This is a genomic window from Paenibacillus sp. FSL H7-0703, assembly GCF_038003485.1.
Taxonomy (GTDB): domain Bacteria; phylum Bacillota; class Bacilli; order Paenibacillales; family Paenibacillaceae; genus Paenibacillus; species Paenibacillus polymyxa_B.
In genome coordinates, this window is sequence record NZ_JBBOPF010000001.1 from 4724700 (window position 1) to 4750761 (window position 26062).

The window sequence follows — 26062 nt, forward strand, 5'->3', positions numbered from 1 at the left end:
GGATGGTAGAGAAAATATGGCACCAGCAATAAGATACGAACATATTAAAACCTGCAAGCAATCGGGAGCTCGTCTCGGGCGTGTACACACACCTCACGGAGTTATTGAGACACCAACCTTTATGCCGGTGGGAACTCAAGCGACTGTTAAAACGATGAGTCCTGAGGAACTGAAAGCGATGGATGCTCAAATTATTTTGAGTAACACGTACCATTTGTTTCTTCGTCCCGGCCACGATATTATTCGTGAAGCGGGTGGGCTGCACAAGTTTATGAATTGGGATCGCCCTATTTTAACAGACAGCGGCGGATTCCAGGTGTTTTCTTTAAGTGAAATGCGTAAAATTTCAGAGGAGGGTGTTCATTTTCGCTCTCATTTAAATGGAGATAAGAAGTTTCTTTCACCAGAAGTGGCGATGGAAATTCAAAACTCGCTTGGCTCAGATATTATGATGGCCTTCGATGAATGCCCGCCGTTTCCGGCTGAATATGAGTATGTGAAAAAGTCACTGGAACGCACCAGTCGTTGGGCTGAGCGTTGTCTAGAGGCACACGCGCGTCCTCATGATCAAGGTCTGTTTGCCATTGTTCAGGGAGGCATGCATGAAGATCTGCGCAAGCAAAGCGCTGCGGATTTGACTTCCATGGATTTCCCGGGGTATGCTATTGGTGGACTGAGCGTAGGTGAACCGAAACATTTGATGTATGAAGTGCTCGATTATACGGTTCCTCTGCTTCCCACCAACAAGCCACGTTATTTGATGGGCGTGGGTTCGCCTGATGCTTTGATTGAAGGCTCCATCCGTGGTGTGGATATGTTCGATTGTGTACTTCCAACCCGAATTGCTCGCAACGGGACAACGATGACCAGCCAAGGTCGTCTTGTCGTTCGCAATGCCCAATATGCAAGTGATTTTGGCCCGCTTGATCCCGCTTGTGATTGTTATACTTGTCGCAATTATTCACGTGCTTACTTGCGACATTTGATTAAAGCGGATGAAACCTTCGGGCTCCGACTGACAACGTATCATAACTTGCATTTCTTAATACAATTGATGCGTAATGTCAGACAAGCGATTATGGATGACAGGCTGCTTGATTTCCGAGATGAATTTTTTGAGCAGTACGGTCTTCATGATAATGATAAAGGCTTTTAAGTTTTAGGGAGAGTATACGAAAGGGGGATTTAACATGTTTCATTTTGCTACAGCCGCTGCTGCACCCGGTGGAACTGGCGGACTTTTCCAAATGATCTGGCCACTGGCTCTGATGTTTGTAATCTTCTATTTCTTGCTGATTCGCCCGAATCAGAAAAAACAAAAGCAGCGTCAAACGATGCTTCAAGCTTTGAAAAAGGGAGATAAAGTAATTACAATCGGAGGTCTTCACGGTACAATTATGGAGATTACGGATGATGTAGTAGTTTTGCGTGTGAATGATGTCACGAAGCTGACCTTTGACCGCAGTGCAATCAGCAACGCGATTGCAAAAGACACGGCATCTGAGGAAGTTGTTTCCAAATCGTAAAATGCTGGTGACCGTTATGCAAAAACCGAGCCTTTGAGGAGGCTCGGTTTTTTTGTGTTGTTTTATTACATGGATACAAACATTGTGATTACTTGTTGAGATTAATGCCAAACATCCCACCACCTGCGCCTATGACAAACGCGAAACCTAAGTGTAACAGGTCCTTGCCGTTCATGCCCGCATCCAATGCCAGAAAACCGACCAGAAGAACGATTAGTCCATACAGGATGCCTGTCATACCGCCTTGATACCAGCCTTTGTTTGTGGATCTTTTACCGGCGACGAAGCCGCCAGATAGCATGGCGAATGCATGGACGATGTACGTATACAATGATAAGTCCTGTTCCTGCATCTGTGTCAGCCACAAGAGTAATGAAAGAATCAATGCGCCAAGCAGCATCCATGCAAAAGCATAAAATAAACCGGATAAAATGGGATGGGCCAGACGAAACGAACACCAGCGGCGAATGAGCTCCATTGATAATTCCTCCTGTACCAAGGTTTGAACTATTATCATTCTATGGCCAAGCCTCCCGGCTTAGTACCAAGTCGCAAGCAGTCTTTCTCTTTATTTCAATAATTTAGCCTTTTGTTTTTTGTATGAGCCAAGTGAGGAACGGTCAGAATACGTGTACAATGAACGACTAATGTCTTATTGCAAGTACAGGAGAGGAGGCGAACATATTGAGTCACGATATTTTTGCTCATATTTTTCGGACGCTGCTCATGTATTTTATTGTATATCTGGTGATGCGCTTGATGGGTAAAAGGGAGATCGGCAAATTGTCTGTTTTCGATCTCGTCATATCCATTATGATTGCAGAAATTGCTGTATTTAGCCTGGAGGATATAAAACGTCCACTTTATGAAGGGTTGATTCCTTTAGGAGTGCTGTTAATTTTGCAAATCGGGATTTCATTTTTCAGTCTGAAAAGTCGGCGACTGCGCTTACTATTTGATGGTAGGCCCAGTGTATTGTACTCTAATGGACAATTAAACAAGGATGAAATGGTAAAACAACGTTACAATTTAGATGACTTACTGTTACAACTTCGCGAACAAAATATAGAAAGTCTGGACGAAGTTGAATATGTTATTTTGGAAACGACAGGTAAGCTAACGGTTATAGGTAAGGATGATAACGATGGAGTGGAACACGAAAAAATGAAGCAAGAATTAAACGGAACAGATTTGACAAACAAAGAGCAACAGGTGAATAAAGTCCATCCTTCTCCACAAATCGGTGGAAAGTTTAGATATGAGGGACTGCCTATTCCATTAATCATGGATGGCAAGGTGCTGGATCGAAATTTGGAACGGATGGATATGAACCGTTTTTGGCTTAAAAATCAGATTCAAGCGAAGGGACACAAAGATTTTAAGGATGTTTTTTTATGCTCGGTTAACCATAGAGGTGATGTGTACATTACACCACCGGCCTATGGAAAATCTTTGGATTAGATTTTTATGCTTTAAACCATCTTCTCAGGATTGGAATGCGTGTAAGGTTGTCCCAATCAATCATTTTGATCAAGGTCATCAGGAAAAGGTACAGTATAATTCCCAAGCCTGCAGCAAAAATAAACTGAAGCCACATTTGGTTGAACATCGTTAGATGTCTGTAGGTATATAATACTGCTGCTGCCATGATGATCATGCCTATCCCAGTCTTCCAGAAATCGAGCAAACGTACGCGGAAGCGAAGCAGTCTGCTGACACTGAAGCCGTGAAGAAGAGTAACAATGGCACTGTTAATACAAATGGCGATGACAGCTCCATAGATACCATACTGAGGTTGGGAAGCAAGCCAGACAATCAGTACAATTTTGAAAACGGCTCCGATAAAGGTATTTAATAAGGCACTTCCAGGACGGTCTAACGCCTGAAGTGCTGCCTGAAGCGGGGCCTGAATGTACATAAAAATTGCAAAAGGTGCCATGAGCTTAAGCATGCCTGCAATATCGCCATTATTGTAGAGTAGCAGACACAGAGGTTCTGCCAATACATACATGATAACGGCAAATGGGGCTCCTGCAACCAAAGCGAGCCGAAGCGATTGATGTAAACGTTTGTGAATGGCTGTGATATGCCCCTTGGCTGCTGCTTCGGATAACGAAGGAACGAGTGAAACTGCTAGCGAACTGGTAAGAACTCCAGGTAGTAATAATACAGGAATGACCATGCCCTGCATGGCTCCATATTGTGCGGTTGCCACGCCAGTTGCAATGCCTGCTACGGCGAGGCTACGCATGCACAAGATAGATTCGAGCAAATAGGATAAGGAACCAACAAGCCTTCCAGCAGTAACGGGAACGGATATAGACATAAGACGTGACAAAACGGATGATTGCTCGGGTTGAACCTCAGAGGAGGGGATAGGCGACTTCGGCTGAAGGATGCGATCTTTTCGATGGTTACACACGTATTGCCATAGCAGCACAATCATGCCAATGAATTCGCCCGCCAGAGCACCGAGCATGGCACCTGCAGCAGCGTAGGCTACCCCATGAGGAAGTAACAAGTAAGCAAACCAAATGACACAAAAAATGCGCATAACGGTCTCCGCAATGGAGGAGGTGGCAGAAGGAATCATATTTTGCTTTCCCTGAAAATAGCCCCTATAAGCCGAGGAAACAGCTACAATGACTATCATTGGGCTCATGCTCACGAATGTATAATACACGCGGCTGTCGGTCAGGAGATGGCTTGTGATCCAAGGCGCGAACACAAGACAGAGCACCATGGCGATCAGACTGAGTGTAATGGTGAAGCGCAGGCTGGTGTGCAAAATACGCCGCGACATTTCGGGCTGTCCCGCCGTTTCGGCTTCGGCTACTAGCTTGGCTACCGCAAGAGGGATTCCCCCTGTAATAAGCGTCACCAGAACGATAAAAAAGGGATACCCCTGTTGGTACAAGCCAACTCCTTCGGGGCCGATGATACGCGGGAGTGCGATTCGGGGAATAAAACCTAGTATCCGGTTGATAATTCCCGCTGCCAATAAAATAATTGCTCCATGGATGAATGTCTGCTTTTTCAATCGCAACTCCCTCTTCCCCAAAATGTAATTCTGCGTCTATACATTACTTTAGAAGATATGCTGGACCTGTCCATCTTCATGACAAGCTTTTCCGTTCAGAAACAAAGTGATTTAGACAACAAGAGGGAGAGTGGTGAATTCTGCTATTGACGAGCGAAATGAATGCATATATTGTTGATTTAAGGCTATTTTCAACGAAAAGAAGGGTTTTCCAGGATCAGGACAGAAATGTTCTACAAAGCAGTCAATAACCCCGCTAATTGCTGATCTGCGGAACCGGTAGTCGCTGGGAGGAGGAACGGCCATCGTGGGTATGGAAGAGCTGGATGAGCAGGATTGGGATGACGCAATTGAGATGCTCTGTCAAAGTAAGGCGGACGAGTTGATTCTCGTAGGCTATGAGCATGTCACAAGTAAGGACGTGTGGAATTGCGTCAGCCATAAATATGAAAAGGAGGGTATCCCTCCGCTGCACAAGCTCGTTAACGATATACTTTCCCTTAAAGCGACGAGCTTTATGAACTATTTGACTATGTCCGCATTACGGGGCTCCACTTTCGAATAGAAGGGGGTCTTTTTTTGCGTTCAAATTGACTGCTTTTTGAGGGGTAGCTATAATAGGAATATTGAGAATGAAAGGGGAACATGGGACGGAATGAAGAGAATTCTAAGTTTCATCGTGGTCGTGCTCATAACTACTGGTGTTATGATCGGGACAAGCCCGGGCCTACTGAACAGTTTAAAATTAGGCCTCGATTTAAAGGGAGGCTTTGAGATTTTATATGAAGCCCAGCCTTTGGAAGCCGGGCAGAGTGTAACCAGACAGTCTCTTATACAAACAGCTCAAAGTCTGGAGAGACGGATTAATGCGCTCGGTACGACTGAGCCGGAAGTAACAACAGAGGGAAGCAACCGAATTCGCGTGCGGCTTGCTGGTGTCACTAATGAGGCAGAAGTCCGCTCCATGCTGAAAAAGCCTGCAGAATTAACGTTCCGCAGTGCAACGGCAGCAGATGCTAAAAAGCCAGGCCAATACAGCAAAATTGAGCTCCGCGGTAATGATTTTGTGGAGAATGGCGCTGTTGTAGGCTATGACCAGCTGAATCAACCTGAGATTAGTATCAAAGTGAAGGACAAAGCTAAATTTGCAGAAATCACAAAGCGACTTCTGAATAAAGAATTAGCTATTTTCCTGGATCAGGAATTGCTGTCTGCACCTACAGTACGTGGGGAATTAACGGACGGTAGCGCGTCAATCACAGGTAGCTACACTCGTGATGAAGCGAATAAACTGGCGGATACGATTAATCTGGGTGCCCTTCCGCTCAAACTGACGGAAAAATATTCTCAGAGTGTAGGTGCTACGCTGGGTCAATTGTCACTGGATCAGACGATTCGTGCTGGGTTGATCGGCTCAATCATTATTCTGGTATTTATGATTGCGATGTTCCGTATACCAGGATTAGTGGCCAGTTTTTGTCTCATCGTTCATACTTGGCTGGTGCTTGCGATCTTCTACTTGGGTGGATTCGTGCTCACGCTCCCAGGTATCGCCGCCTTCGTGCTCGGGATCGGGATGGCAGTCGATGCCAATATTATTACGTATGAACGGATTAAAGAAGAAATCAAGACGGGCAAAACGATTCGTTCTTCCGTTATCGCAGGTAGTAAGGCTTCGTTCCGTACCGTTATGGATGCCAATATTACGACAATTATAGCGGCAGCGGTTATGTTTGGTCTCGGAACAGGCTCCGTTAGAGGTTTCGCTCTGGTGCTTATCGTTGATATTGTCACCAGTATCTTGACGAATATCTTCTTCTCCCGCTTCTTGCTCAATCTGCTGGTTAAAGCGGATGCTGTGAAGAAGCCCAAGTATTTTGGTGTGAAGGAGAGTGATATTAGTGCGCTTTAATTGGGACTATAAATATATCAAGATGAGCAAGTGGTTTTACACGTTCTCGATTATTATCACACTGCTTGGTATTCTGAGCTTGTCGATATTCGGCTTGAATTACGGGGTAGACTTTCGTTCCGGTTCCAATGTGGATGTCAATTTGACTAAAGTCGTTACGCAGGAACAGATTCAAACTTTGCTGGACAAGCAGAAGATCGGTAAAGAGGTGGATTATACACCGGGGAAAGAGCGTTTCGGCATTCGCTTCTCACAAGTTTTGACGGATCAGCAAGTGAATGACTTTAAGACTTCCTTTAATAAAGAGCTTGATCCAAAGGCTTCCTTTGAGGTCAATACAGTAGATACGGAAATGGCACAAGAACTGGAGCGGAATGCAATATGGGCGATTTTGCTAGCATGTGTAGCCATCGCGGTCTATATTTCGATCCGGTTTGAATGGCGGTTTGCCATTGCAGCCATCGTTTCGTTGTTGCATGATGCCTTCCTCGTTATCAGTATTTTCTCGATTTTCCGGCTTGAGGTGGATTTGACCTTTATTACGGCAATTCTAACGATTGTTGGTTTCTCCATTAATGATACCGTCGTTATTTTTGACCGTATTCGGGAAAATCTACGATTTGCGAAGAAGAAGTCCAGAGACGACTTAGAGCAGGTAGTTGATCACAGTATTGCGCAGACAATGACTCGTTCACTTGCAACCGTGTTTACGGTGTTTATTGCCTCCGTATGTTTGTTCATATTTGGCGGCGAATCGATCCGTATGTTCTCACTTGCAATGGTCATTGGTTTGTTGTTTGGTGCTTATTCCTCCATTTTCATTGCCAGCCCGCTGTGGGTGGCATTGAAAGGAAAACAAAAATCCCCGACAGCTGGCGGGGGCGCGGTCAAAACTGCAAAGTCTTAAGTTACGCAAATACCAGTAGTATAAATTAAAGAGAAAGCCGCGTCTGCTTGGGCGCGGTTTTCTAAGGTTTTGAGATTTACCTTGAGTAAGGGCACAATAGTGGACACTTAATGTGAATGGTTTTTTGTTTTGAGAAATTTCGGTTATTTTAGAATGGAGCTTTATTAGGAAAGGGTTAGTTCAGGATTGAGGGGGAAACGTTGTGAATAGCGAACGCAGCCGATCATTGGAAACTGCGGCGTTGAGCGGGATTGTAGGCAATCTCGCGCTGGCTGTTCTAAAGGGAACCGTCGGTTATGCGGCAAACAGCAAGGCGTTGTTGGGGGATGCACTGCACACGGCTGCGGATAGTGCTTCCCGTTTGCAGGAGCTTCTGTTTTCCAAGGGTGCTACAGGGCACGGAATGCTGGCACGGTTGCGGAACGGTGAAAAAGTTCGGACGGTCATATCTGTGGTGCTGGCTATTTTAGTGCTGATGAGTGGTCTTCAGCTAGCTATTTCGGCGGTTCGTTCATTAAGCAGTTCGGAACCGCAGGCTCCCGGTCTGTATGCATTAATTACCGTATTTATTGCGTTGGTGTTGAGAGAGGCGTTATTTCAGTTTCAATATCGCTACTCGATTAAACATGGTCATAAAGCGGAAGCAGATCGGTACGCTAACCATGAACGTTACTCGCTGTATGCATCGTTGATTGCATTGATCGGCATGATCGGTGCAATGACTGGCGAAGCAATGGAATGGCCTGCATTATTATATCTTGATCCAACCGCAGCTTTGCTGGTAGCCTGTCTGGTGCTGCGCAAAGGATATTTGATGGTAATGAATACCGCTTACCAGGTTCCTGCACAGCCCTTGCAGGAGGAAGACTCCCGACGCTTTATGGAGACGATTCAACGGGTGTATGGTATTGTAACGGTTGAGCACTTACATGCCCAGGAAACAGGCCATTTCATAACAGTGGATGTAACGATAAGTGTGAACCCGCGGATTACGGTACAGGAAGCGCAGGAAATCGCCGATCGAGCAAAAAATTTACTGTTAGCCCGTTTTCCACAGGTGACCCATGTACAAATGCAGTTCATTTCTTATCAAGCCGGGTATCCTTACAAATCCAATCATGAACTGCCAGATAATGATGTGTCGTCGTTGCTTCAATAGAGTAGGACGACTATGAAAGAAAGGTGAACAGGATTGCTTCATTCGCAGTACAGATGGAAGACCCCAGAGGCTAACCTGGAAGCGGCTCAGCTGTTGACAGAAGAGCTGGGGATTTCACCATTGTTGTCCCGGCTTTTAGTGAACCGGGGCGTCACTACCGCCGGGGAAGCAAACCGCTTTTTGTACGGAAGTGTGGACGATGTACACGACCCTTATCTGCTTCTTGGTATGAAAGAGGCCGTACCGAGAATTCGCCAGGCTTTGGAACGTGGCGAGCATATATTAATCTATGGCGATTATGATGCGGACGGCGTGTCCAGTACATCATTGATGATTCAGCTCATGCGTTTTCTGAAGGCTTCTTATGATATTTATATTCCCCATCGTTCTAATGAGGGATATGGTCTGCATAACCATGCCCTTGATTGGGCTCATCAGCAGGGAGTTACACTGGTCATTACGGTAGATACGGGAATTAGTGCAGTCGAGCAAATTGCTTATGCAACTTCCTTGGGGATAGATGTTATTGTGACGGATCATCATGAGCCGCCTGCTGTACTTCCCGAGGCATATACTTTGATTAATCCAAAGCTACCTGGTTGCCCATACCCATTTAAAGGTCTTGCAGGTGTTGGTGTTGCCCTGAAGCTCGCTCAGGCGCTGTTGGGTGAGGTGCCAGAGGAATGGTTTGAAATCGCCGCTATCGGCACGGTAGCCGATCTGATGCCACTACATGGTGAAAATCGGACGATGGTACGCAGAGGCATTCAATCCATGAGAAACTCTGCATTTCCGGGTATCCGTGCGTTGCTCCATGTAGCGGGCGTGGATATATCTACAGTGACTTCAGTCAACATCGCATTTGCATTGGCTCCGCGGATTAATGCCAGCGGGCGCCTGGATCATGCGGGACGAGCAGTTTCTCTGCTGACGACAGAAAAAGAGGAAGAAGCAGACCAACTTGCGCATGCGCTGGATCTGCTCAATCGTGAGCGTCAACAGGTGGTCGAACGTATTGTGGAGCAAGCCGAGCAACAATTAGCATCCAAACTGAATGGAGGCAAGCTACCGTCAGTTATTGTGTTGGCTGGTGAAGGCTGGAATGTCGGCGTTGTCGGAATTGTGGCATCCAAGCTACTGGATCGCTATTATCGACCGACCATTATTCTTGGTATAGATGCTGAGACAGGCACGTGCAAAGGTTCTGCCCGGTCTATTCCTGCATTGGATATCTACAGTGCTCTTACGGACAGCCATGAGCTTATGGAGCATTTTGGTGGTCATCCTTCGGCTGCGGGTATGACGCTGTGCCGTGACAATCTGAAATTGTTTGAAGAACAGCTGAACCGCTATGCGGGTTCCATTCTGACACCAGAAGATCTCATTCCTGTAGCTGAAGCTGATATGGTCTGTCGTTTGGACGAGGTATCTTTGCAAGTGGTTGAAGAACTGGAATTGCTTCAGCCTTTTGGTATGGGGAATCCTTCTCCACGATTCGTATTACAGGGTCTGCAATTGCGCGAGGCTCGTAAAATGGGACGTGAGAAAAATCATGTGAAGCTCCTGCTGGAGCAGAACGGTTTATCGCTGGACGCGATTGCCTTCCGTCGTGGCGATTTGGCTGATTTTTTACAGCAACAAACGGAGATAGATCTGCTGGGTGAATTGTCAATTAACGAATGGAACGGTAAAAGGTCTCTTCAGCTAATGATGCAGGACATTCGAGTGCAGGCGCCACAAATTTTTGATTATCGTGGAGTGTCGGACCCTTTTGCCGAATTAGAGCGGGGACTGAAGATTTTTCATCCACGTATTGAGGAAAGAAAGAAAGACGTTGCGGTGTTGATTCATCCGTCATCCAGGCTTCGTCCATCGAGCTCCGTGGATGCTGAATCCTTTTGGTTATACGATAAAGATGGCAGTGTTATTCCCAGTGATGGTCAAAGAGGTGCACAGCACTCTGTAAAGTCGCTGTTCGTACTGGAGCCGCCGGATACACCGGATCAGTTTCAGGCATTATGGTCTACCTTTGAGAATGTAGAGAACGTATTTCTCCTTCATTCGGTCAGTGAGCGTGGCGGTCGACTCGTAAGCCCCGACAGAGAGCTGTTCAAGCGCATTTACGTTGTGCTTTCCCGAATGGGAACACAGCCTATTGATGAAAAGGCAATGCTGCCTGCTCTTAGCCGACAGTGTTCCTGTTCAGTACGCATGTTATCCAAAGTATTGGACATCTTCGAAGAGCTTGAGTTTATGACGCGTACAGATGGTCAATTCCGTTTTGTATCCAATCCGCCTAAGCGGGATTTAACCGCTTCTCCACGCTATCAGGAATTGTATAATATGGCTGAAATGGAGAAGTATTTGCTGGATGCGGACACTACCCAGATGACGAGCTGGATTATGTCGCTTATGAAGGGTGCGTCTTGAGATACTATTTCGCAATTTATGTTGTAAAATGTATATACTAATTTGAAGTTACAGTAGGAGGAACTAAGTTGGACTACAAAGAATATATTCGGGTGATTTCCGATTTTCCACAACCAGGGATTAGTTTTAAGGACATTACGACCCTGATGAAAAATGGTGAACTGTACCGCAAGGCTATCAACGATATGAAGGAACTGGTATCGGATTTGAAAATTGATTTGATTGCAGGGCCAGAAGCACGTGGGTTCGTTGTTGGTGCTCCTTTGGCTTATGCGCTTGGTGTTGGTTTTATTCCCATCCGTAAAAGTGGCAAGCTCCCTGGGGAAACCATTGAGGAAGCATACGGTTTGGAGTATGGTAAAGATACACTGGCGATGCATAAGGATGCTATAGAGCCAGGCCAAAATGTTCTGATTGCTGATGACCTGCTTGCTACAGGTGGAACTATTGCTACATCCGTGAACTTGGTACGCCAGCTTGGTGGCAATGTGGCAGGGGCTGCTTTTCTTATCGAGCTGTCTGATCTAAACGGTCGGGCGAAACTGCCTGATGTAGATGTATTCACTCTGATTACGTATTAAGTATTTCGAAACCTGGGTTTCCCGGGAAATAATTATGAACGGATCGCCTAAATAGTCCGATGGAACATCTCTTTATCTAAAGAGTTGCTCCATCGGACTATTTTGTTTAGCAGTGTTTTAAGTTTGGGCTTTGTTTAATTGGTTCAAACTACCATGCATTTTATTGGAAATAGTAATAAAAAATCTAAAAATAACTGTCGATAAATAGTTAAAAGGGAACAGGGGTGGTTATATTGGGTTTATTTCGATTTAAGAGTTTACAGGCACGGACATTTTCTACCTTGATTCCGCTTGTACTTATAACGCTGATTTTAATCAGCTTTTTGTCTTATTTTTTTGCCAAGCAGAAGCTGGATACGGAAATAAGCCAAAATGCTGCTCATTCCTTGTCGAGGGTTAAAGCGGATATTGCAGCTAACGTAGATCGTCATGCTTTACTTGTTTCGATGCTGACTAAGAGCGCGGAACAACTGGGAGCAGGAATGAACATTGAGGGTTATGGACGTTATTTTGAACAAGAGCTGGCTTTAAATGATATGTCATACGGGTTGGGCATTTATTTTGCTAAAGGTGCGTATGATCCGGGAGTGACTTACCGTTCCATATATGTGCATAGAGATGGCCAGCTAGTGAAGCAAACGATTGAATATGATGATCCACAATATGACTACTTAACACAGCCATGGTATACAGAAGCCGTGGAACGTGGTAAGGATATAAATTTTACGGAGCCTTTTTACGATAGCAGACTGAAAATCAATATGATTACTGCAGGGAAAGCATTTTATGATAGGGAAGGGAAGCTGTTAGGTGTCATTACTGGCGACCTGAACATGACAAACATTCAAACGTTTATTGAAAAAATGAAGTTTGGTGCTAACGGTAGTGCGATCTTGATGGATAAGAATGGAGCCATTTTGTCATCCGGTCTTCCGTCCTTAAAAGCAGGCGAGCCGTTAACAAACACGATGAATGCGGAAGCAGCACAATCTATTCAAATTGGTACGTCCGGACAACTATCCGTACCCATTGATAGTGAGGACTACCGGATAATGTACGAAACACTCCCGCAAACCGGATGGAAAATCGGCGTATTACTGCCAGAATCCGATTTGAACCGCTCTGCGAACGAAATGCTTAAACTTCTTCTTATTGTTAGTGTTATAGGCATCTTGCTAATTATGGGAGCGTTATTACTTAACAATTCAGGTATGATCAAAGAGATTAAAAAAATTATGCAGATAACCAATCGTATGGCTCTTGGGGATTATAACCTTGAACTAACACATCAACGTAAGGATGAATTTGGCCAAATGGCTGACGGGATCAATAAGGTGATTGCGGCAACCAGAGGAATGGCATCACGTTTGAGCGAAGAGTCAGATGTTATCTCAGGCGTATCTATAAAAATTTCCCAAGAGATTTCTGGGACGACTAAAGATGCCCAGCACAATGCAGGAGAACTGGCTAAGGTGAAGGAAGGGGCCGAGCTTCAGTTGGCTGCCGCAGCCGAGAGTGCGACAGCGATGGAGGAGATGGCAGTTGGCATACAGCGTATTGCTGAATCTATCCAGCATGTATCCGAGGCTACCACTGAGATTGAACATAAGGCACAACAAGGAAATGAACGGTTGACCGTGGTCAACCAAGGAATGCATAAAGCGAAAATGTCTATGGATGAGGCAGGCAGGGTAGTAAGCTCATTGAATGAGCGGTCCGTCCAAATTGGCAGCATAATTGGAATGATTCAGGAAATTAGTGGGCAGACCAAGTTGCTATCACTGAATGCTTCCATTGAAGCCGCACGTGCAGGGGAGCATGGCCGAGGGTTCGCTGTGGTGGCTTCAGAAATCGGCAAGCTGGCTGTAAACGTGAGCGAGTCTGCGGAACAAATTACGAGTCGAATCCGATCCATGCAGGAAGAAACCAAATTAGCTTTGGAAGGAATGCAGCAGGGTGCTCTGGAGATGGATGAAGGAGTATCTATTTTGCTTGAGGTGGAAGAACGTTTTATTGCGATGAATCAAGATATTCAGCAGGTGGCGATAGAAGTGCAGGAGGTTTCATCTGCCTCAGAAGAAATGTCGGCAGGTTCAGAGGAAGTTGCAGCCTCTATTGGATATCTTGCAGACATTGCGAAAGCTTCAGCTAAACGTACAGGGCAAGCCGCGGAACGATCCGAACGGCAACTTAAGGATCTGGAAGGTATGGACAGCTCTGTCAAGACGCTTACAGGTGTTTCTGATACGCTTAATCAGGTCGTATCTCGCTTTCGTGTGTGATATCTTTAGAAAAAAAGGCCGTGCATAAAAAAACGCCGCTCCATGAGATATGGATCTTTACACGCTTGTCTATACATTCTGAGCGTGTTGACCCATAACTTACATGGAGCGGCGTTTTAAAGTTGAAAAAAAGACATCAATCTGGTGTTTTCTCGGTTAAAGGTTCCTGCGATTTATCGTTGGACCAGCCGAGCACGTCAATCAGCTTAAAGAACAAGCTGAGGATGATGCCGATGATTGTAGCCAATGCCATACCTTTCAAGGTTACAGCGCCCCAAGTGAGCGTAGTACCGCTGATTCCGACAACAAGCACGATGGTCGCAAGCAGCATGTTGGTTGGCTTGGCGAAATCAACCTTTTGCTCAACGAAGATTCTTAGACCGGAGGCAGCGATGACACCGAATAATAGTAAGGATACGCCACCCATAACTGGAGCTGGAATATTAGAAACAATCGCTGAGAACGTGCCTGAGAAGGACAATAGGATGGCAATGACAGCCGCTCCGCCAATGACCCATACAGAGTACACTTTAGTTAATGCCATGACACCAATATTTTCACCATAAGTCGTATTAGGTGTAGAACCCACAAAACCGGAAATGACGGTGGAAATACCGTTACCTAGCAGAGAGCGATGGAGACCAGGATCTTTGGACAGTTCGCGCCCGACAATGTTGCTAGTCACAAGCAAGTGACCAATATGCTCTACGATGACGACCAGAGCAACAGGAAGAATCGTCAGCATAGCAGAGGTATTAAAAACTGGAGTGGTAATTGCAGGATGTCCGAAAAAAGGAGCGTCTGCAATGGCTTGTGTATTGACCATGCCCATAAAATAAGCAAGTACATAGCCCACTACGATACCAATCAGAATATGAATGATTTTGGCAAACCCGCGAAACAATACCGCACCCAGAACAGTGACCCCGAGTGTAACGAGCGAAAGAGTAATCGTTTTGGGATCTGGAGTCCAGGCCTTAGTAGGATCGGCATTGATAATGCCTGCCATGCCTGCTGCAACCGGAACCAGTTCCAGACCGATTAAGGCTACGATGGAGCCCATAACAGCTGGAGGAAAAACGACGTCCAGCCAACGGGTTCCGGCATATTTGATCACCAGTGCGACGAGGCAGAAAATAATACCTGTAACGATGAAAGCACCGAGGGCCATAGCATAGCCGTTGCCGCCGGGATTGTTTTTAAGCACAAGACTGACGGGAGCGATAAAAGCGAAGCTGGAGCCGAGATAGGCGGGAATTTTGCCGCGGCAGATCCATATGTACAACAATGTGCCAATACCGTTCATTAGCAAAATCATGCCGGGATCGACGCCGAAAATATTCGGCACCAGCACAGTGCTGCCAAACATGGCAAACAAATGCTGTACGCTGAGCAGGAACCCAGGTCCTGCCGGAAGCTTTTCATTAACTTGAATTTCGCGTTGCAACGCAGTTCACTCCTTAGTTCTTTCAATTATTCTTATATACATTAATTACTTTTCGTAATTTTTTCAATATAATTCGTTTCATTTCGTCAACAATCCTGATTTTACTTACCATGTGTGACAGAATAATGCGACAATGCCAAACCTGTAATAGTTGACGTGTGACGTGTTAACCGTCATAATTGTAGGAAATCACTTTTAAAAGGGAACCTTTGCGCGACATTGATCGGCGGGTTCCATTTTGCATAGAAAGGACACGGAATAGAGCAGAATGGGGATAGAGCAATTACTTAAAAAGGCCGGGGCCTATACCAGAGAAGCAGATCTTATCCGCATCAGGGACGCCTATGATTTTGCCGAGCAGGCCCATTCCGGCCAGACTCGTAAGTCCGGTGAACCTTATATTCTGCATCCGCTTGCGGTTGCTGATATCGTCGTTAATATGCAGATGGATACCATCTCCATTATCGCCGCTCTTTTACATGACGTTGTGGAGGATACGACGGTGTCTTTGGCGCAGATTCGCGAGCATTTTGGCGATACATGTGCGATGCTTGTCGATGGTCTGACGAAGCTGGAGCGTATTCAGTTCCGTTCCAAGGAAGAACAACAGAACGAAAATTATCGAAAAATGTTTATTGCTATGGCGCAGGACATTCGTGTCATCGTCATTAAGTTAGCAGATCGTCTGCATAACATGCGTACTTTGAAATATCAGTCAGAGGAAAGCCAGCGTCGGATTGCTTATGAAACGTTAGAGATTTTCTGTCCGGTTGCAAACCGACTGGGTATTTCGGCCATTAAATGGGAAATGGAAGATATTGCTTTACGCTATCTGAATCCTCAGCAGTATTATCGCATCGCTAATTTGATGCATAAAAAGCGGGCAGAGCGGGAGCAGTTTATTGATAATGTCATACAGCGTATCAGAGAAAAGCTGGAAGAGATGGGCATTCAGGCTGATCTGTCCGGACGCCCTAAACATATTTACAGTGTGTTTAAAAAAATGACGACGAAGAACAAGCAATTCAATGAAATATATGATTTGCTGGCGATTCGAATTATTGTGGATAACATTAAAGACTGTTACGCCACACTGGGGATTATCCATACATTGTGGAAGCCGATGCCGGGGCGGTTTAAGGATTATATCGCTATGCCTAAGGCCAATATGTATCAGTCCCTTCATACGACAGTAGTAGGTCCCAACGGGGAGCCTACCGAGGTACAAATTCGCACAGTGGATATGCACCGTACCGCTGAATTCGGGATTGCGGCCCATTGGGCCTATAAAGAAGGCAACGGAGCAAACAACACTAACTTTGAGGATAAAATCACCTTTTTTCGAGAAATTCTGGAGCTGCAAAATGAAGCGAAGGATGCGTCGGAATTTGTGGAATCGCTCAAAATGGACTTTTTCTCAGACCTTGTGTTTGTGTTTACTCCTAAGGGAGAGGTCATTGAGTTGCCGGCCGGATCCGTTCCGCTGGACTTTGCTTTCCGTATTCATACCGAAGTTGGCAATCGAACGATTGGCTCTAAGGTAAATGGAAGAATCGTACCTTTGGATTATCGGCTTAAAACCGGTGATATTGTCGAAATTATGACGTCCAAGCACTCTTATGGACCTAGTCAGGACTGGCTCAAAATTGCTCAGTCCTCTCATGCGCGCAGTAAAATCAAACAATGGTTCAAGAAAGAAAAGCGTGAGGAGAATGTTGAAAAAGGCCGCGAAAATCTGGAACGCGAACTGAGAAAACGTGATATCGAGCCATCGGTGTGGATGAGCGACGACAAGCTTCAGGAAGTGGCACAGAAGTTCTCTTTTAACGATTCCGAAGATATGCTGTCTGCGATTGGCTTTGGTGGTATAACCGCAGCGCAGGTCTGTACACGTTTGACAGAGAAGCTGCGTAAGGAACAAGAAGAGGCCCGGTTGATCGAATTGACGACCGAGGTCAAGGAGTACAAGCCGCAGGGCGAACGGAAAAAAACACCGACCAACGGTGTCAGCGTCAGAGGCGTCGATAATTTACTCGTTCGTTTTGCACGATGTTGTAATCCCGTACCGGGAGATGACATCATTGGCTATGTAACACGTGGACGCGGCGTATCCGTTCACCGGACGGATTGCCCGAATATTCCTTCGGGTACGGGCGAAGACCAGGCACGTGTGATTGAAGTAGAGTGGGAAGAAGCAGCGGAAGTCAACTACAGTGTCGATATTGAGATTACGGGGCATGATCGCAACGGTTTGCTGAATGAAGTGCTTCAGGCCATTTCTGAGAACAAAACCAGCTTCTCGGCCGTTACAGGTCGTACAGATAAAAATAAAATGGCGATGATTCACATCACGATTCTCATTCGCAACACGGATCATTTGCATTCTGTTGTCGAACGGATCAAACGGGTGAAGGATGTATACACTGTGCATCGGATTATGCAATAACCTTATTAAGCGTACAGATAGGTTTATAGCCTTTGTAACACATCTTGGGTAGAAAGACCCATGGGTTGCTAAAAGAGCCATAATACGGCTGTGAGCACCTTTTAAAAGGGAAGGTTAAAGGAGATATCGGATAGGCGATGAAGATCATTATTCAGCGCTGTAAAGACGCTCAGGTAACGGTGAATCAAAAGGTGGTCGGCAAGATTGGAACCGGATTAATGCTGCTGGTTGGTATTGGTCAGGGAGATACTGCAGCCGATGCCGTCTATTTGGCGGATAAAACAGCGGGATTACGTATATTTGAGGATGCTGAAGGTAAAATGAATGACAGCGTTCTGGATGTCGGTGGAGCCATTTTGTCTGTCTCTCAATTTACGTTGTATGGTGACTGCCGTAAAGGGAGAAGGCCTAACTTTATGGGGGCGGCCAAACCTGAGGAAGCGGAAAAGCTGTATGATTTCTTCAACAGTCAGCTTCGAGCCAAGGGCTTGGAGGTCGAAACGGGAATTTTTGGGGCTATGATGGATGTTTCATTGACGAATTGGGGCCCAGTGACACTGATTTTGGATACCGAACGTTCGTAGCTATGCGTTGATGGCGTGATCTGAGTAGAATAAAATAGCTGTTCAGAGGGACCATAATGTCATCCCGATTGGTGATTAGCCAGGCGGATAGCCTAAGGGTGACAGGAGAGACGAAGCTATGCGTCAAACCCCAAAAATGGACGGGCCTCGAAGCACTGTGCTGCTTTTTCCCGGTAGCATGCAGGAGGCAATCAGCCTTACTCGTAATGCTGATACGTTATTACAGCATGTTGCAGCAGCCATCGACAAGCCGGGACGCGGTGCTTTGCCACGCAGGTAACATCGGGTTAATTGTACCGTTATGAGGTGCTACCCGAAAGTAGCACAAAGAGGCCAAAAATAAAATATGTAGCATTGAATTAGTGCAGGAGCCGAAAGGCTCCTTTTTCTTTTCCGCCGCTGCGATTGTTATAAAAACAGATCAAGCGGGTAATAACAAATCGTGGTAGACAAACAAACTTAATTTTAACTTTTTCGAGGATAACCGGAAAGGAGATCTGAACATTAATGAGTAAAATTGCATTTTTATTAGCTGACCAATTTGAAGATTCTGAAATGAAGGTACCTTATGATGAATTAAAAAAGGCTGGACATGAGGCAGATATTGTTGGGCTGAAGCAAGGTGAGAAAGTGAGCGGTAAGCAAGGTAAAGCAAGCTACACTATTGAAAAAGCCATTGCAGATGTGAAATCAAGTGACTATGATGCAGTTGTTATTCCCGGCGGATCCTCCCCGGAAAATCTGCGATTGGATGCACATGTTCTGAAATTTGTGACTGAAATTAACGAGGCCAAAAAAACGATTGGCGCTATCTGTCACGGGCCACAAATTTTGGCGAGTGCCGATTTGTTACAAGGCCGGACGATTACTGCTTATCCTCCGTTGAAAGATGACTTAATTAATGCGGGTGCTCATTTTGAGGATCGAGAGGCGGTTGTGGACGGTAACTTTATTACGTCTCGGACCCCTAAGGATGAGCCTGCCTTTGTGCGTGAGTTATTAAAAGCATTGTAATTTGAATATTTCCTTAGATTAATGCCAGTACAATTCCCAAACGAGGAGGATTTGATATGGCAAAACAGATTCAGGCTTATTTTCGCACAGAAGATGAAGCTGAGGGTGCCAGACCCTCGCTTCAAGCTTATAGAACTGAACATTTGGAAGTAGGTGCTTTGGATGATGCGCTCGGTCGGGAGACGAGAGTTTTAATTCCGCTGGTCCCCTATAACAATACAGGTTCTGTGAGCACAGGAGGCTCTGCAGGTGCGGCAATCCCTGCGGCGGGTGCTTATGGCGAGAATATTCTACCAGATGCGAAGGAAGACCAGATTAACTCTGGCTCAGCCCAAAGGGATCTGAATGAAGATCGGGGTGGAACAACGAATCATGACGGAGGGTTGCTCCGTGCGACAGATGTGTATATTAACGGTGATCAAGATGAATTACGGTATGTATTATCAGCAAAGGTGAATGATGCCGATTATGATGAGGTCATTTATAAGCTACGTTCCAATCGTGGATATGTATCGCAGTTGGATTAAAGCTGAGAGCCGACACAAGAGATTGTCGATACTTGAGAAATTCAGCTACAAGAGAGTGACTGTAATACAATTGTAATATTCGAAACATCATTCCTTAATATTCGTTGTTTATAATAACAGCATGACCCCCTTTTGATATATCTTTTTGAACCTGCGGACCGTTTCCGCAGGTTTTTTCTTTTTATAAGCCTTATTTGTCCGATTATAGGGAGAATGTCTTGACTTTGTCGAAGCGGTTCATTAAAATCATAAAATAATGAAAAATGATTTGATGACGGGACCAAGTACTCCGAACCCACAAGCGCAGAGAGGAATTTCCAGGCTGTAAAAATTCCCTTGATGAGCGGATGAATGACCTCCCCGAGAACAGGCGGCGAACAATTGAGGAAACCCTACTGAAAGTACATTGCAACTGTGCCGACAGTGGATGGTCCTGCATAATAGCCGTACTGCGCGTTACGGGCGTTATACGTATGAGCGGAGTCAGTATAATGCTGACGGGCAATGAGTGATTCTTATGCTGGTTGTCTGGGTAAACTCCGGAATGTGGGTGGTACCACGGGTGATTTGTAAACGACAATCCCTCGTCCCTGTTAATGTTAACAGGGACGAGGGATTTTTTGTTTTATTTGAAAGTGGAGCAATAAGAAAGTGCACAATACGAAATACAACGATGGGGGGATACGTTAATGGCCTTTCAAAAACCGACGGGAACACAGGATTTGCTGCCGGGCAGTGTAGAAAAATGGCAAGTTGTCGAGGAAAAAGCCCGTGAGATTAGCCGCCGCTTTAATTACCGAGAGATTCGTACGCCCATGTTCGAACAAACGAATTTGTTCGTTCGAGGTGTGGGTGAAACGACGGATGTGGTGGAAAAAGAAATGTATACTTTTGAGGATAAAGGGAAGCGCAGCATGACTTTGCGTCCGGAAGGAACAGCAGGGGTTGTCCGCTCCTATGTGGAGAACAAACTATACGGGGAGCCGGATGTAACTAAGCTGTATTATATCGGCCCGATGTTCCGGTATGAGCGTCCACAGGCTGGGCGTCAGCGCCAGTTTCACCAATTTGGAATTGAAGCATTTGGTGCGGTCGATCCTGCGTTGGATGCAGAAGTTATTGCTTTCGGGTATCAATTCTGCCGTGAACTGGGCTTGAAAGGAGTACAGGTGGAGATTAACTCCGTCGGTAATGCAGCCAGCCGGGCAGCTTATCGTCAGCATCTGGTAGACTTCTTGATGCCAATTAAGGATACGTTGACCAAGGAGAGCCAAGCACGCATTGAGCGTAATCCGCTACGAGTGCTGGATAGCAAAGATGACCAGGACAAATTTGGAGGTGCACCTTCGATTTTGGATAGCTTGGACGAGGAATCCCGCACACACTTTGAGAAAGTGAAGCAAAATTTGGATGCCATGGGCGTGGAATATACAGTTAACCCTCGCTTGGTACGGGGGCTGGATTATTATACGTTGACAGCGTTCGAATTCAAAGCCGAAGGAATTGGTGCCATAGACACGATCGGTGGAGGCGGCCGCTACAACGGATTGGTTGGAGATCTGGGAGGACCGGATCAGCCGGGCATTGGTTTTGGCATTGGACTGGAGCGAATTCAGCTGATCTTGGAGCATCAAGGTGTCAAACTGAACGAAGCCAAGCCGTTAGATATCTATATGGTAGCGTTGGGAGAAGCAGCAGAAACGGAAGTAACCAAACAACTATTCAAGTTGCGTCAAGCCGGATTTTCCGCAGAACGAGATTATCTGGGGCGTAAAATGAAGGCGCAGATGAAATCAGCCGATCGCTTTAAAGCAAGGTATACTGCGATTCTGGGTGAGGATGAGCTGGTTCAGGGTGAAATTGCACTGAAAAACATGGAAACCGGCGAGCAGCGTACCGTTAAGCTGGATCAGCTGGTGGAAGAATTAGGATAAAAAATAATGTAACATCAGTCAGGGGAAGTTTCCCTCTGGCTGTCATATAGCATTAACTACTAAACATAAACAGGAGTGTGTATTATGAAAAGGAGTCATCAATGCGGCGCATTGACTCATGCGCATATCGGAGAAACAGTTACATTGAACGGTTGGGTACAAACTCGTCGTGATTTGGGGGGCGTACTTTTTATAGACCTTCGTGACCGTAGCGGAATTGTACAAATCGTGTTTAATCCGGCATATTCCGGTGACGCACTGCAAATTGCGGATCGTGTCCGTAGTGAATACGTGCTTGAGGTTACCGGTACTATTGTTAAGCGTGATGCAGAAACGATTAACCCGAACCTGCCTACAGGTGAAATTGAGGTACGCGTCACTGAAATCGAAGTATTGAATGCGTCTAAGACACCTCCGTTCTTCATTGAAAATGGTGTAGAAGTGGACGAGTCTCTGCGTTTAAAATACCGTTATTTGGACCTGCGTCGTCCGGAAATGTACCAGACCTTGAAACTGCGCTCTAAAGCAGCAAAAATATTCCGTGACTTCCTGGACGGAGAAGAGTTCGTCGAGGTGGAAACACCAATTTTGACGAAAAGCTCCCCAGAGGGCGCACGTGATTATCTGGTACCTAGCCGGGTGCATGAGGGTGAGTTTTTCGCCTTGCCGCAATCGCCACAACTGTACAAGCAATTGCTGATGGTGGGTGGCCTGGAGCGCTACTACCAAATTGCACGTTGTTTCCGTGATGAAGACTTGCGTGCTGACCGCCAGCCTGAATTTACGCAGGTCGATATTGAGACCTCCTTTATGCAACAGGATGACTTGCTGCCAATGATGGAGCGTCTTATGGTGAAATTGTTCAAAGAAACAGTTGGGGTAGAACTGGAAACACCGTTCCAACGGATTACACATGCAGAGGCAATGGACAAGTATGGTTCTGACAAGCCTGACCTGCGTTTTGGTCTTGAGCTGATAAATGTTAATGATATCGTGGCAACCAGTGGTGTGAAAGTATTTGCTTCCGTAATTGAAAAGGGTGGCGAAGTTAAAGTCCTTAATGCCAAAGGATGTGGCACGTGGAGCCGTAAGGACATTGATGACCTGGGTCCTTTTGCAGCGCGTTATGGAGCAAAGGGCTTGGCTTGGATTCAAGTGAAAGAAGGCGAATTCAAGGGGCCTATCGTTAAATTCTTCACACCGGAAGAAATCGAAGCCTTGAAAGAGCGTACGGGAGCCGAAGAAGGCGATCTGTTGCTGTTCTCTGCGGATAATAAAAAAGTAGTTGCTGATGTATTAGGCGCGCTTCGTCTGAAAATTGGCCGTCATTTGGGGCTCATCGACGATAACAAATTCAAATTTGCCTGGGTCGTAGACTTCCCGCTTCTCGGCTATGACGAAGAACAAAAACGTTATGTAGCGGAGCACCATCCGTTCACTCGTCCGAAGGAAGAAGACCTGGCCCTCTTGGACACAGATCCAGGTCAAGTTCGTGCTCAGGCCTATGATATCGTGCTGAACGGCTACGAAGTGGGTGGTGGCTCGATGCGGATTTTCAAACGTGAAGTTCAGGAAAAAATGTTCAAAGCGCTCAATCTGCCGCCTGAAGAAGTGAAGGATAAATTCGGTTACCTGCTGGATGCATTTGAATATGGTACGCCTCCACATGGTGGTATTGCCTTCGGTTTTGACCGTCTTGTCATGCTGCTTGCAGGTCGTACAAATCTGCGTGAAACTATTGCATTCCCGAAAACAGCCAGCGCGACAGACCTGCTTATGGATGCACCAGCCGAAGTGGATCAAGCTCAATTGGATCAGCTTCATATTCGTCTTGCTCCGAAGCCTGTTGCGCCTAAAGCTTAAGACGAACATTTGGCTTAGCAAGTGCCATCCATTGGCATGAGATAGCTTATAGAATGCCATGAACCCGTTACCCTCATATGGATAATGGGTTCGTGGTTTGTATGCTGGAGTTCAGGCATAGAGTTTAAATCAGTGAGGGAGGATATACCATATTGTTGCATCAATTTTCACGAACGGAACTGGCCATCGGAACTGAAGGTCTAGAAGTTATGAAAAATAGCACGGTGGCCGTGCTGGGTATTGGCGGTGTCGGTTCGATTGCAGTGGAAGCACTGGCGCGCACGGGTGTTGGACGCATCATTTTGATTGATAAAGATGTTGTAGATATCACCAATATTAATCGCCAGATTCATGCGTTGACAACGACGGTAGGTCAAAAAAAGGCTGATCTGATGGTAGAGCGTGTGAAGCTGATTAATCCTGAATGTGAAGCGATTGCACTGAACATGTTTTATACAGAAGAAACATATGAGGAGCTGTTCAAGTACGACTTGGATTATGTGCTGGATGCTTCGGATACGATTATATACAAAATTCATTTGATTAAGGAATGCCTGAAACGTGGGATTCCGATGATCTCCAGTATGGGCGCTGCGAATAAAATGGATCCGAGTCGGTTTCAAGTAGCAGATATTTCCCAGACGAGAATGGACCCGATTGCCCGTGTCATCCGCACCAAGTTGCGCAAGGAAGGCATTACCAAAGGCGTCAAAGTTGTGTTCTCCGATGAGGAACCCATGAAGCCACGTGAAGAAATTACAAAAAAAATTGTACCTGCAAACGCACCTGAAATCCGGAAGGCGAAGCAGCCACCTGCAAGCAATGCATTTGTACCTCCGGTAGCAGGACTGATCATGGTTAGTGTAGCCGTGAAGGATTTGTTAGAACACGCTGGTGTGTAAGTTGCAAAAATAGCATGGCAGTGCATTCGTAGATTTACATCAGTATGTATTCACTTTAAGACCTGTAGTTCTGTGCATCACATCCTTTGTGTCACAGTTGCTACAGCTCTTTTTTGTTTTGAAAAAGCGCAGCTTACTGCAAAAAGATTGAACAACTTGCTGGAGGGTTTTGGTATGAAGGATGGACTATGGTCCAGAAGTCTCGGTTTCAAGCCCGAGCATCATTGGAAAAAGGAATTAGCCGCTGGGGCCATTTCTTATTTTTCCGTTGTATACATTGTTATGGTTAATGCAACTATTTTGGCAGATGCCGGGATTCCCCTCCAAGGGGCAATGCTCGGGACGCTGCTGACATCGATGATCGGCTGCCTGCTTATGGCTTTTGGTGGGAAATCTCCAATGGTCGTTGTACCCGGGATGGGAATTAATGCTTTTTTCACATATACGCTCGTACATTCTATGAAGCTGAGCTGGCAGGAAGCGCTGATGGTGGTTGCCGTCACAGGGATTTTATTCGCCATTGTGGCTTTTACATCATTGTACAAGCTGATTAGCCAAGCGATTCCCCATAATTTGCAGCACGGAATTACGGTGGGCATTGGATTGTTTTTAACCTTTATCGGATTGCAAAAAAGCGGCATCGTGATTGCTCATCAGACGACTTTTGTGGCTATTGGCCATTTTAATGATCCCAAGGTAATTACGGCTTGTGTAACGTTGCTGCTCGCTATTATATTGTTTGTGCGTAACGTTCAGGGAGGTTTACTAATTAGCATTTTGGCGGGAACTGGACTTGCTTATATACTGGGAGCTGTAGAGCCTACAAGCACGGTACGAACCTCTGAAACGGTACGACAGTATGGGCAATTGTTTGGAGAGCTTTCCTTTTCAGGCATTGTCTCGGTAGCTTTCTGGATCGCTGTCTTTTTGCTCCTACTCATTGTGCTATTCGAGAATATTGGTATGATTACTGCACAAACCAACATGATTGGAAGACCGGATTTATTTAAAAACAGCTTGCGTGTGTTGGCTGTAACCAATATCTTTGCCGGTATTTTGGGTAGCAGTCCGGCAGTAGCCGCTGCGGAATCGACGGCTGGCATTGCAGCGGGGGGACGCTCGGGAATGACACCGCTGGTAACTGCTATTTTATTCGGAGCGACGTTTTTCTTTATTCCTCTGTTGGCTTATATTCCTGACAGTGCCATTGCGCCCGTGTTGATCATCATTGGGGGTCTAATGGTGCAAAATGTGCGAGAGATGGATTTCGGTGATTTTACTGAAGCGTTTCCTGCATTTCTAATCATGGTGATGATGCCCTTTACTTACAGTATTGTAGACGGGATGGCATTTGGTTTTATTGCATACCCCGTAGCCAAGCTGGCAGCAGGACGGGGCAAGGAAGTGCCTGTTGCATTATATATCATTTCTGTACTGTTTGTGGCTAACTTTGTGCTTCATTCTCTGGTGTAGTAAACTCGAAGATAGATTGTACTGTTCATACCCGC

22 protein-coding genes are annotated in these 26062 nt (G+C 45.8%); 19 read left to right on the top strand and 3 right to left on the bottom strand.

Features of this window, described 5'->3' with window-relative positions; all coding sequences use genetic code 11:
• The first annotated feature begins 16 nt into the window (after nt 1–16).
• Nucleotides 17–1156, top strand: a complete 1140-nt coding sequence (gene tgt / locus MHB46_RS21155; RefSeq protein ID WP_039275028.1) for a tRNA guanosine(34) transglycosylase Tgt — start codon at nt 17–19, stop codon at nt 1154–1156.
• A gap of 34 nt (nt 1157–1190) precedes the next feature.
• A complete protein-coding gene (yajC, locus tag MHB46_RS21160; RefSeq protein ID WP_061829379.1) occupies nt 1191–1526 on the top strand; it encodes a preprotein translocase subunit YajC in 336 nt (111 codons plus the stop codon).
• Nucleotides 1527–1614: 88 nt separating this feature from the next.
• Here the strand turns inward: yajC and MHB46_RS21165 are convergent, their stop codons facing one another.
• Nucleotides 1615–2004, bottom strand: a complete 390-nt coding sequence (locus MHB46_RS21165) for a TIGR04086 family membrane protein (RefSeq protein ID WP_341163305.1) — start codon at nt 2002–2004, stop codon at nt 1615–1617.
• A 206-nt stretch (nt 2005–2210) separates the two neighbouring features.
• On the opposite strand from MHB46_RS21165, the gene MHB46_RS21170 reads away from it, so the two are divergent.
• Complete coding sequence (locus MHB46_RS21170; RefSeq protein WP_341163306.1) at nt 2211–2987, top strand: DUF421 domain-containing protein; 777 nt, start codon at nt 2211–2213, stop codon at nt 2985–2987.
• A 4-nt stretch (nt 2988–2991) separates the two neighbouring features.
• On the opposite strand, the gene spoVB is transcribed toward MHB46_RS21170, so the two are convergent.
• Complete coding sequence (gene spoVB / locus MHB46_RS21175) at nt 2992–4566, bottom strand: stage V sporulation protein B (RefSeq protein WP_341163307.1); 1575 nt, start codon at nt 4564–4566, stop codon at nt 2992–2994.
• A gap of 307 nt (nt 4567–4873) precedes the next feature.
• Between spoVB and MHB46_RS21180 the strand changes: the two genes are divergently transcribed.
• The 7 genes from MHB46_RS21180 (at nt 4874) to MHB46_RS21210 (ending at nt 13837) form a co-directional block, all read left to right on the top strand.
• The gene (locus MHB46_RS21180) at nt 4874–5131 is read left to right on the top strand and encodes a post-transcriptional regulator (RefSeq protein WP_013311570.1); all 258 of its coding nucleotides are present in this window, start codon (nt 4874–4876) and stop codon (nt 5129–5131) included.
• 90 nt (nt 5132–5221) lie between these two features.
• Complete coding sequence (gene secD, locus MHB46_RS21185) at nt 5222–6478, top strand: protein translocase subunit SecD (RefSeq protein WP_023989930.1); 1257 nt, start codon at nt 5222–5224, stop codon at nt 6476–6478.
• Nucleotides 6468–7385 carry a protein translocase subunit SecF gene (gene secF / locus MHB46_RS21190; protein WP_023989929.1) on the top strand — a complete coding sequence of 306 codons (918 nt, stop codon included), beginning with the start codon at nt 6468–6470 and terminating at the stop codon, nt 7383–7385. The genes secD and secF overlap by 11 nt, the downstream gene beginning before the upstream one ends.
• A 202-nt stretch (nt 7386–7587) precedes the next feature.
• Nucleotides 7588–8544, top strand: coding sequence for a cation diffusion facilitator family transporter (locus MHB46_RS21195; RefSeq protein ID WP_023989928.1), 957 nt, complete (start codon nt 7588–7590; stop codon nt 8542–8544).
• A 33-nt stretch (nt 8545–8577) separates the two neighbouring features.
• Nucleotides 8578–10974 (top strand): single-stranded-DNA-specific exonuclease RecJ, encoded by a 2397-nt coding sequence (recJ, locus tag MHB46_RS21200; RefSeq protein WP_341163308.1) that lies wholly within the window; start codon nt 8578–8580, stop codon nt 10972–10974.
• 68 nt (nt 10975–11042) lie between these two features.
• The gene (locus MHB46_RS21205) at nt 11043–11555 is read left to right on the top strand and encodes an adenine phosphoribosyltransferase (protein WP_023989926.1); all 513 of its coding nucleotides are present in this window, start codon (nt 11043–11045) and stop codon (nt 11553–11555) included.
• 224 nt (nt 11556–11779) lie between these two features.
• Nucleotides 11780–13837, top strand: a complete 2058-nt coding sequence (locus tag MHB46_RS21210) for a methyl-accepting chemotaxis protein (RefSeq protein ID WP_238808102.1) — start codon at nt 11780–11782, stop codon at nt 13835–13837.
• Nucleotides 13838–13973: 136 nt separating this feature from the next.
• On the opposite strand, the gene uraA is transcribed toward MHB46_RS21210, so the two are convergent.
• Entirely contained in the window at nt 13974–15284 is a 1311-nt protein-coding gene (uraA, locus tag MHB46_RS21215; protein WP_061829372.1) for a uracil permease, read from the bottom strand.
• A gap of 268 nt (nt 15285–15552) precedes the next feature.
• On the opposite strand from uraA, the gene MHB46_RS21220 reads away from it, so the two are divergent.
• The 9 genes from MHB46_RS21220 to MHB46_RS21260 all read left to right on the top strand — a co-directional run bounded on the left by MHB46_RS21220 (nt 15553) and on the right by MHB46_RS21260 (nt 26027).
• Nucleotides 15553–17730 carry a RelA/SpoT family protein gene (locus MHB46_RS21220; protein ID WP_025720225.1) on the top strand — a complete coding sequence of 726 codons (2178 nt, stop codon included), beginning with the start codon at nt 15553–15555 and terminating at the stop codon, nt 17728–17730.
• Between the two features lie 137 nt (nt 17731–17867).
• Entirely contained in the window at nt 17868–18314 is a 447-nt protein-coding gene (gene dtd, locus MHB46_RS21225) for a D-aminoacyl-tRNA deacylase (protein WP_023989923.1), read from the top strand.
• 118 nt (nt 18315–18432) lie between these two features.
• Entirely contained in the window at nt 18433–18594 is a 162-nt protein-coding gene (locus MHB46_RS21230) for a hypothetical protein (RefSeq protein ID WP_165178728.1), read from the top strand.
• 227 nt (nt 18595–18821) lie between these two features.
• Complete coding sequence (locus MHB46_RS21235; RefSeq protein WP_103049309.1) at nt 18822–19328, top strand: type 1 glutamine amidotransferase domain-containing protein; 507 nt, start codon at nt 18822–18824, stop codon at nt 19326–19328.
• Between the two features lie 56 nt (nt 19329–19384).
• Nucleotides 19385–19855 carry a hypothetical protein gene (locus tag MHB46_RS21240; protein WP_341163309.1) on the top strand — a complete coding sequence of 157 codons (471 nt, stop codon included), beginning with the start codon at nt 19385–19387 and terminating at the stop codon, nt 19853–19855.
• 689 nt (nt 19856–20544) lie between these two features.
• Nucleotides 20545–21789 carry a histidine--tRNA ligase gene (gene hisS / locus MHB46_RS21245; protein ID WP_023989920.1) on the top strand — a complete coding sequence of 415 codons (1245 nt, stop codon included), beginning with the start codon at nt 20545–20547 and terminating at the stop codon, nt 21787–21789.
• A gap of 84 nt (nt 21790–21873) precedes the next feature.
• Nucleotides 21874–23652 (top strand): aspartate--tRNA ligase, encoded by a 1779-nt coding sequence (gene aspS, locus MHB46_RS21250; RefSeq protein WP_061829369.1) that lies wholly within the window; start codon nt 21874–21876, stop codon nt 23650–23652.
• A gap of 152 nt (nt 23653–23804) precedes the next feature.
• Entirely contained in the window at nt 23805–24554 is a 750-nt protein-coding gene (locus MHB46_RS21255; RefSeq protein WP_025720213.1) for a tRNA threonylcarbamoyladenosine dehydratase, read from the top strand.
• Between the two features lie 174 nt (nt 24555–24728).
• Nucleotides 24729–26027, top strand: a complete 1299-nt coding sequence (locus tag MHB46_RS21260) for an NCS2 family permease (RefSeq protein WP_341163310.1) — start codon at nt 24729–24731, stop codon at nt 26025–26027.
• Nucleotides 26028–26062: the final 35 nt, after the last annotated feature.

Excerpts from the sequence above, each read along its gene's own strand:
- tgt (WP_039275028.1), top strand. The coding sequence starts at position 17 with ATGGCACCAGCAATAAGATACGAACATATTAAAACCTGCAAGCAATCG.
- yajC (WP_061829379.1), top strand. The coding sequence starts at position 1,191 with ATGTTTCATTTTGCTACAGCCGCTGCTGCACCCGGTGGAACTGGCGGA.
- MHB46_RS21165 (WP_341163305.1), bottom strand. The coding sequence starts at position 2,004 with ATGGAGCTCATTCGCCGCTGGTGTTCGTTTCGTCTGGCCCATCCCATT.
- secD (WP_023989930.1), top strand. The coding sequence starts at position 5,222 with ATGAAGAGAATTCTAAGTTTCATCGTGGTCGTGCTCATAACTACTGGT.
- MHB46_RS21220 (WP_025720225.1), top strand. The coding sequence starts at position 15,553 with ATGGGGATAGAGCAATTACTTAAAAAGGCCGGGGCCTATACCAGAGAA.
- dtd (WP_023989923.1), top strand. The coding sequence starts at position 17,868 with ATGAAGATCATTATTCAGCGCTGTAAAGACGCTCAGGTAACGGTGAAT.
- MHB46_RS21230 (WP_165178728.1), top strand. The coding sequence starts at position 18,433 with ATGCGTCAAACCCCAAAAATGGACGGGCCTCGAAGCACTGTGCTGCTT.
- MHB46_RS21235 (WP_103049309.1), top strand. The coding sequence starts at position 18,822 with ATGAGTAAAATTGCATTTTTATTAGCTGACCAATTTGAAGATTCTGAA.
- MHB46_RS21240 (WP_341163309.1), top strand. The coding sequence starts at position 19,385 with ATGGCAAAACAGATTCAGGCTTATTTTCGCACAGAAGATGAAGCTGAG.
- hisS (WP_023989920.1), top strand. The coding sequence starts at position 20,545 with ATGGCCTTTCAAAAACCGACGGGAACACAGGATTTGCTGCCGGGCAGT.
- aspS (WP_061829369.1), top strand. The coding sequence starts at position 21,874 with ATGAAAAGGAGTCATCAATGCGGCGCATTGACTCATGCGCATATCGGA.
- MHB46_RS21260 (WP_341163310.1), top strand. The coding sequence starts at position 24,729 with ATGAAGGATGGACTATGGTCCAGAAGTCTCGGTTTCAAGCCCGAGCAT.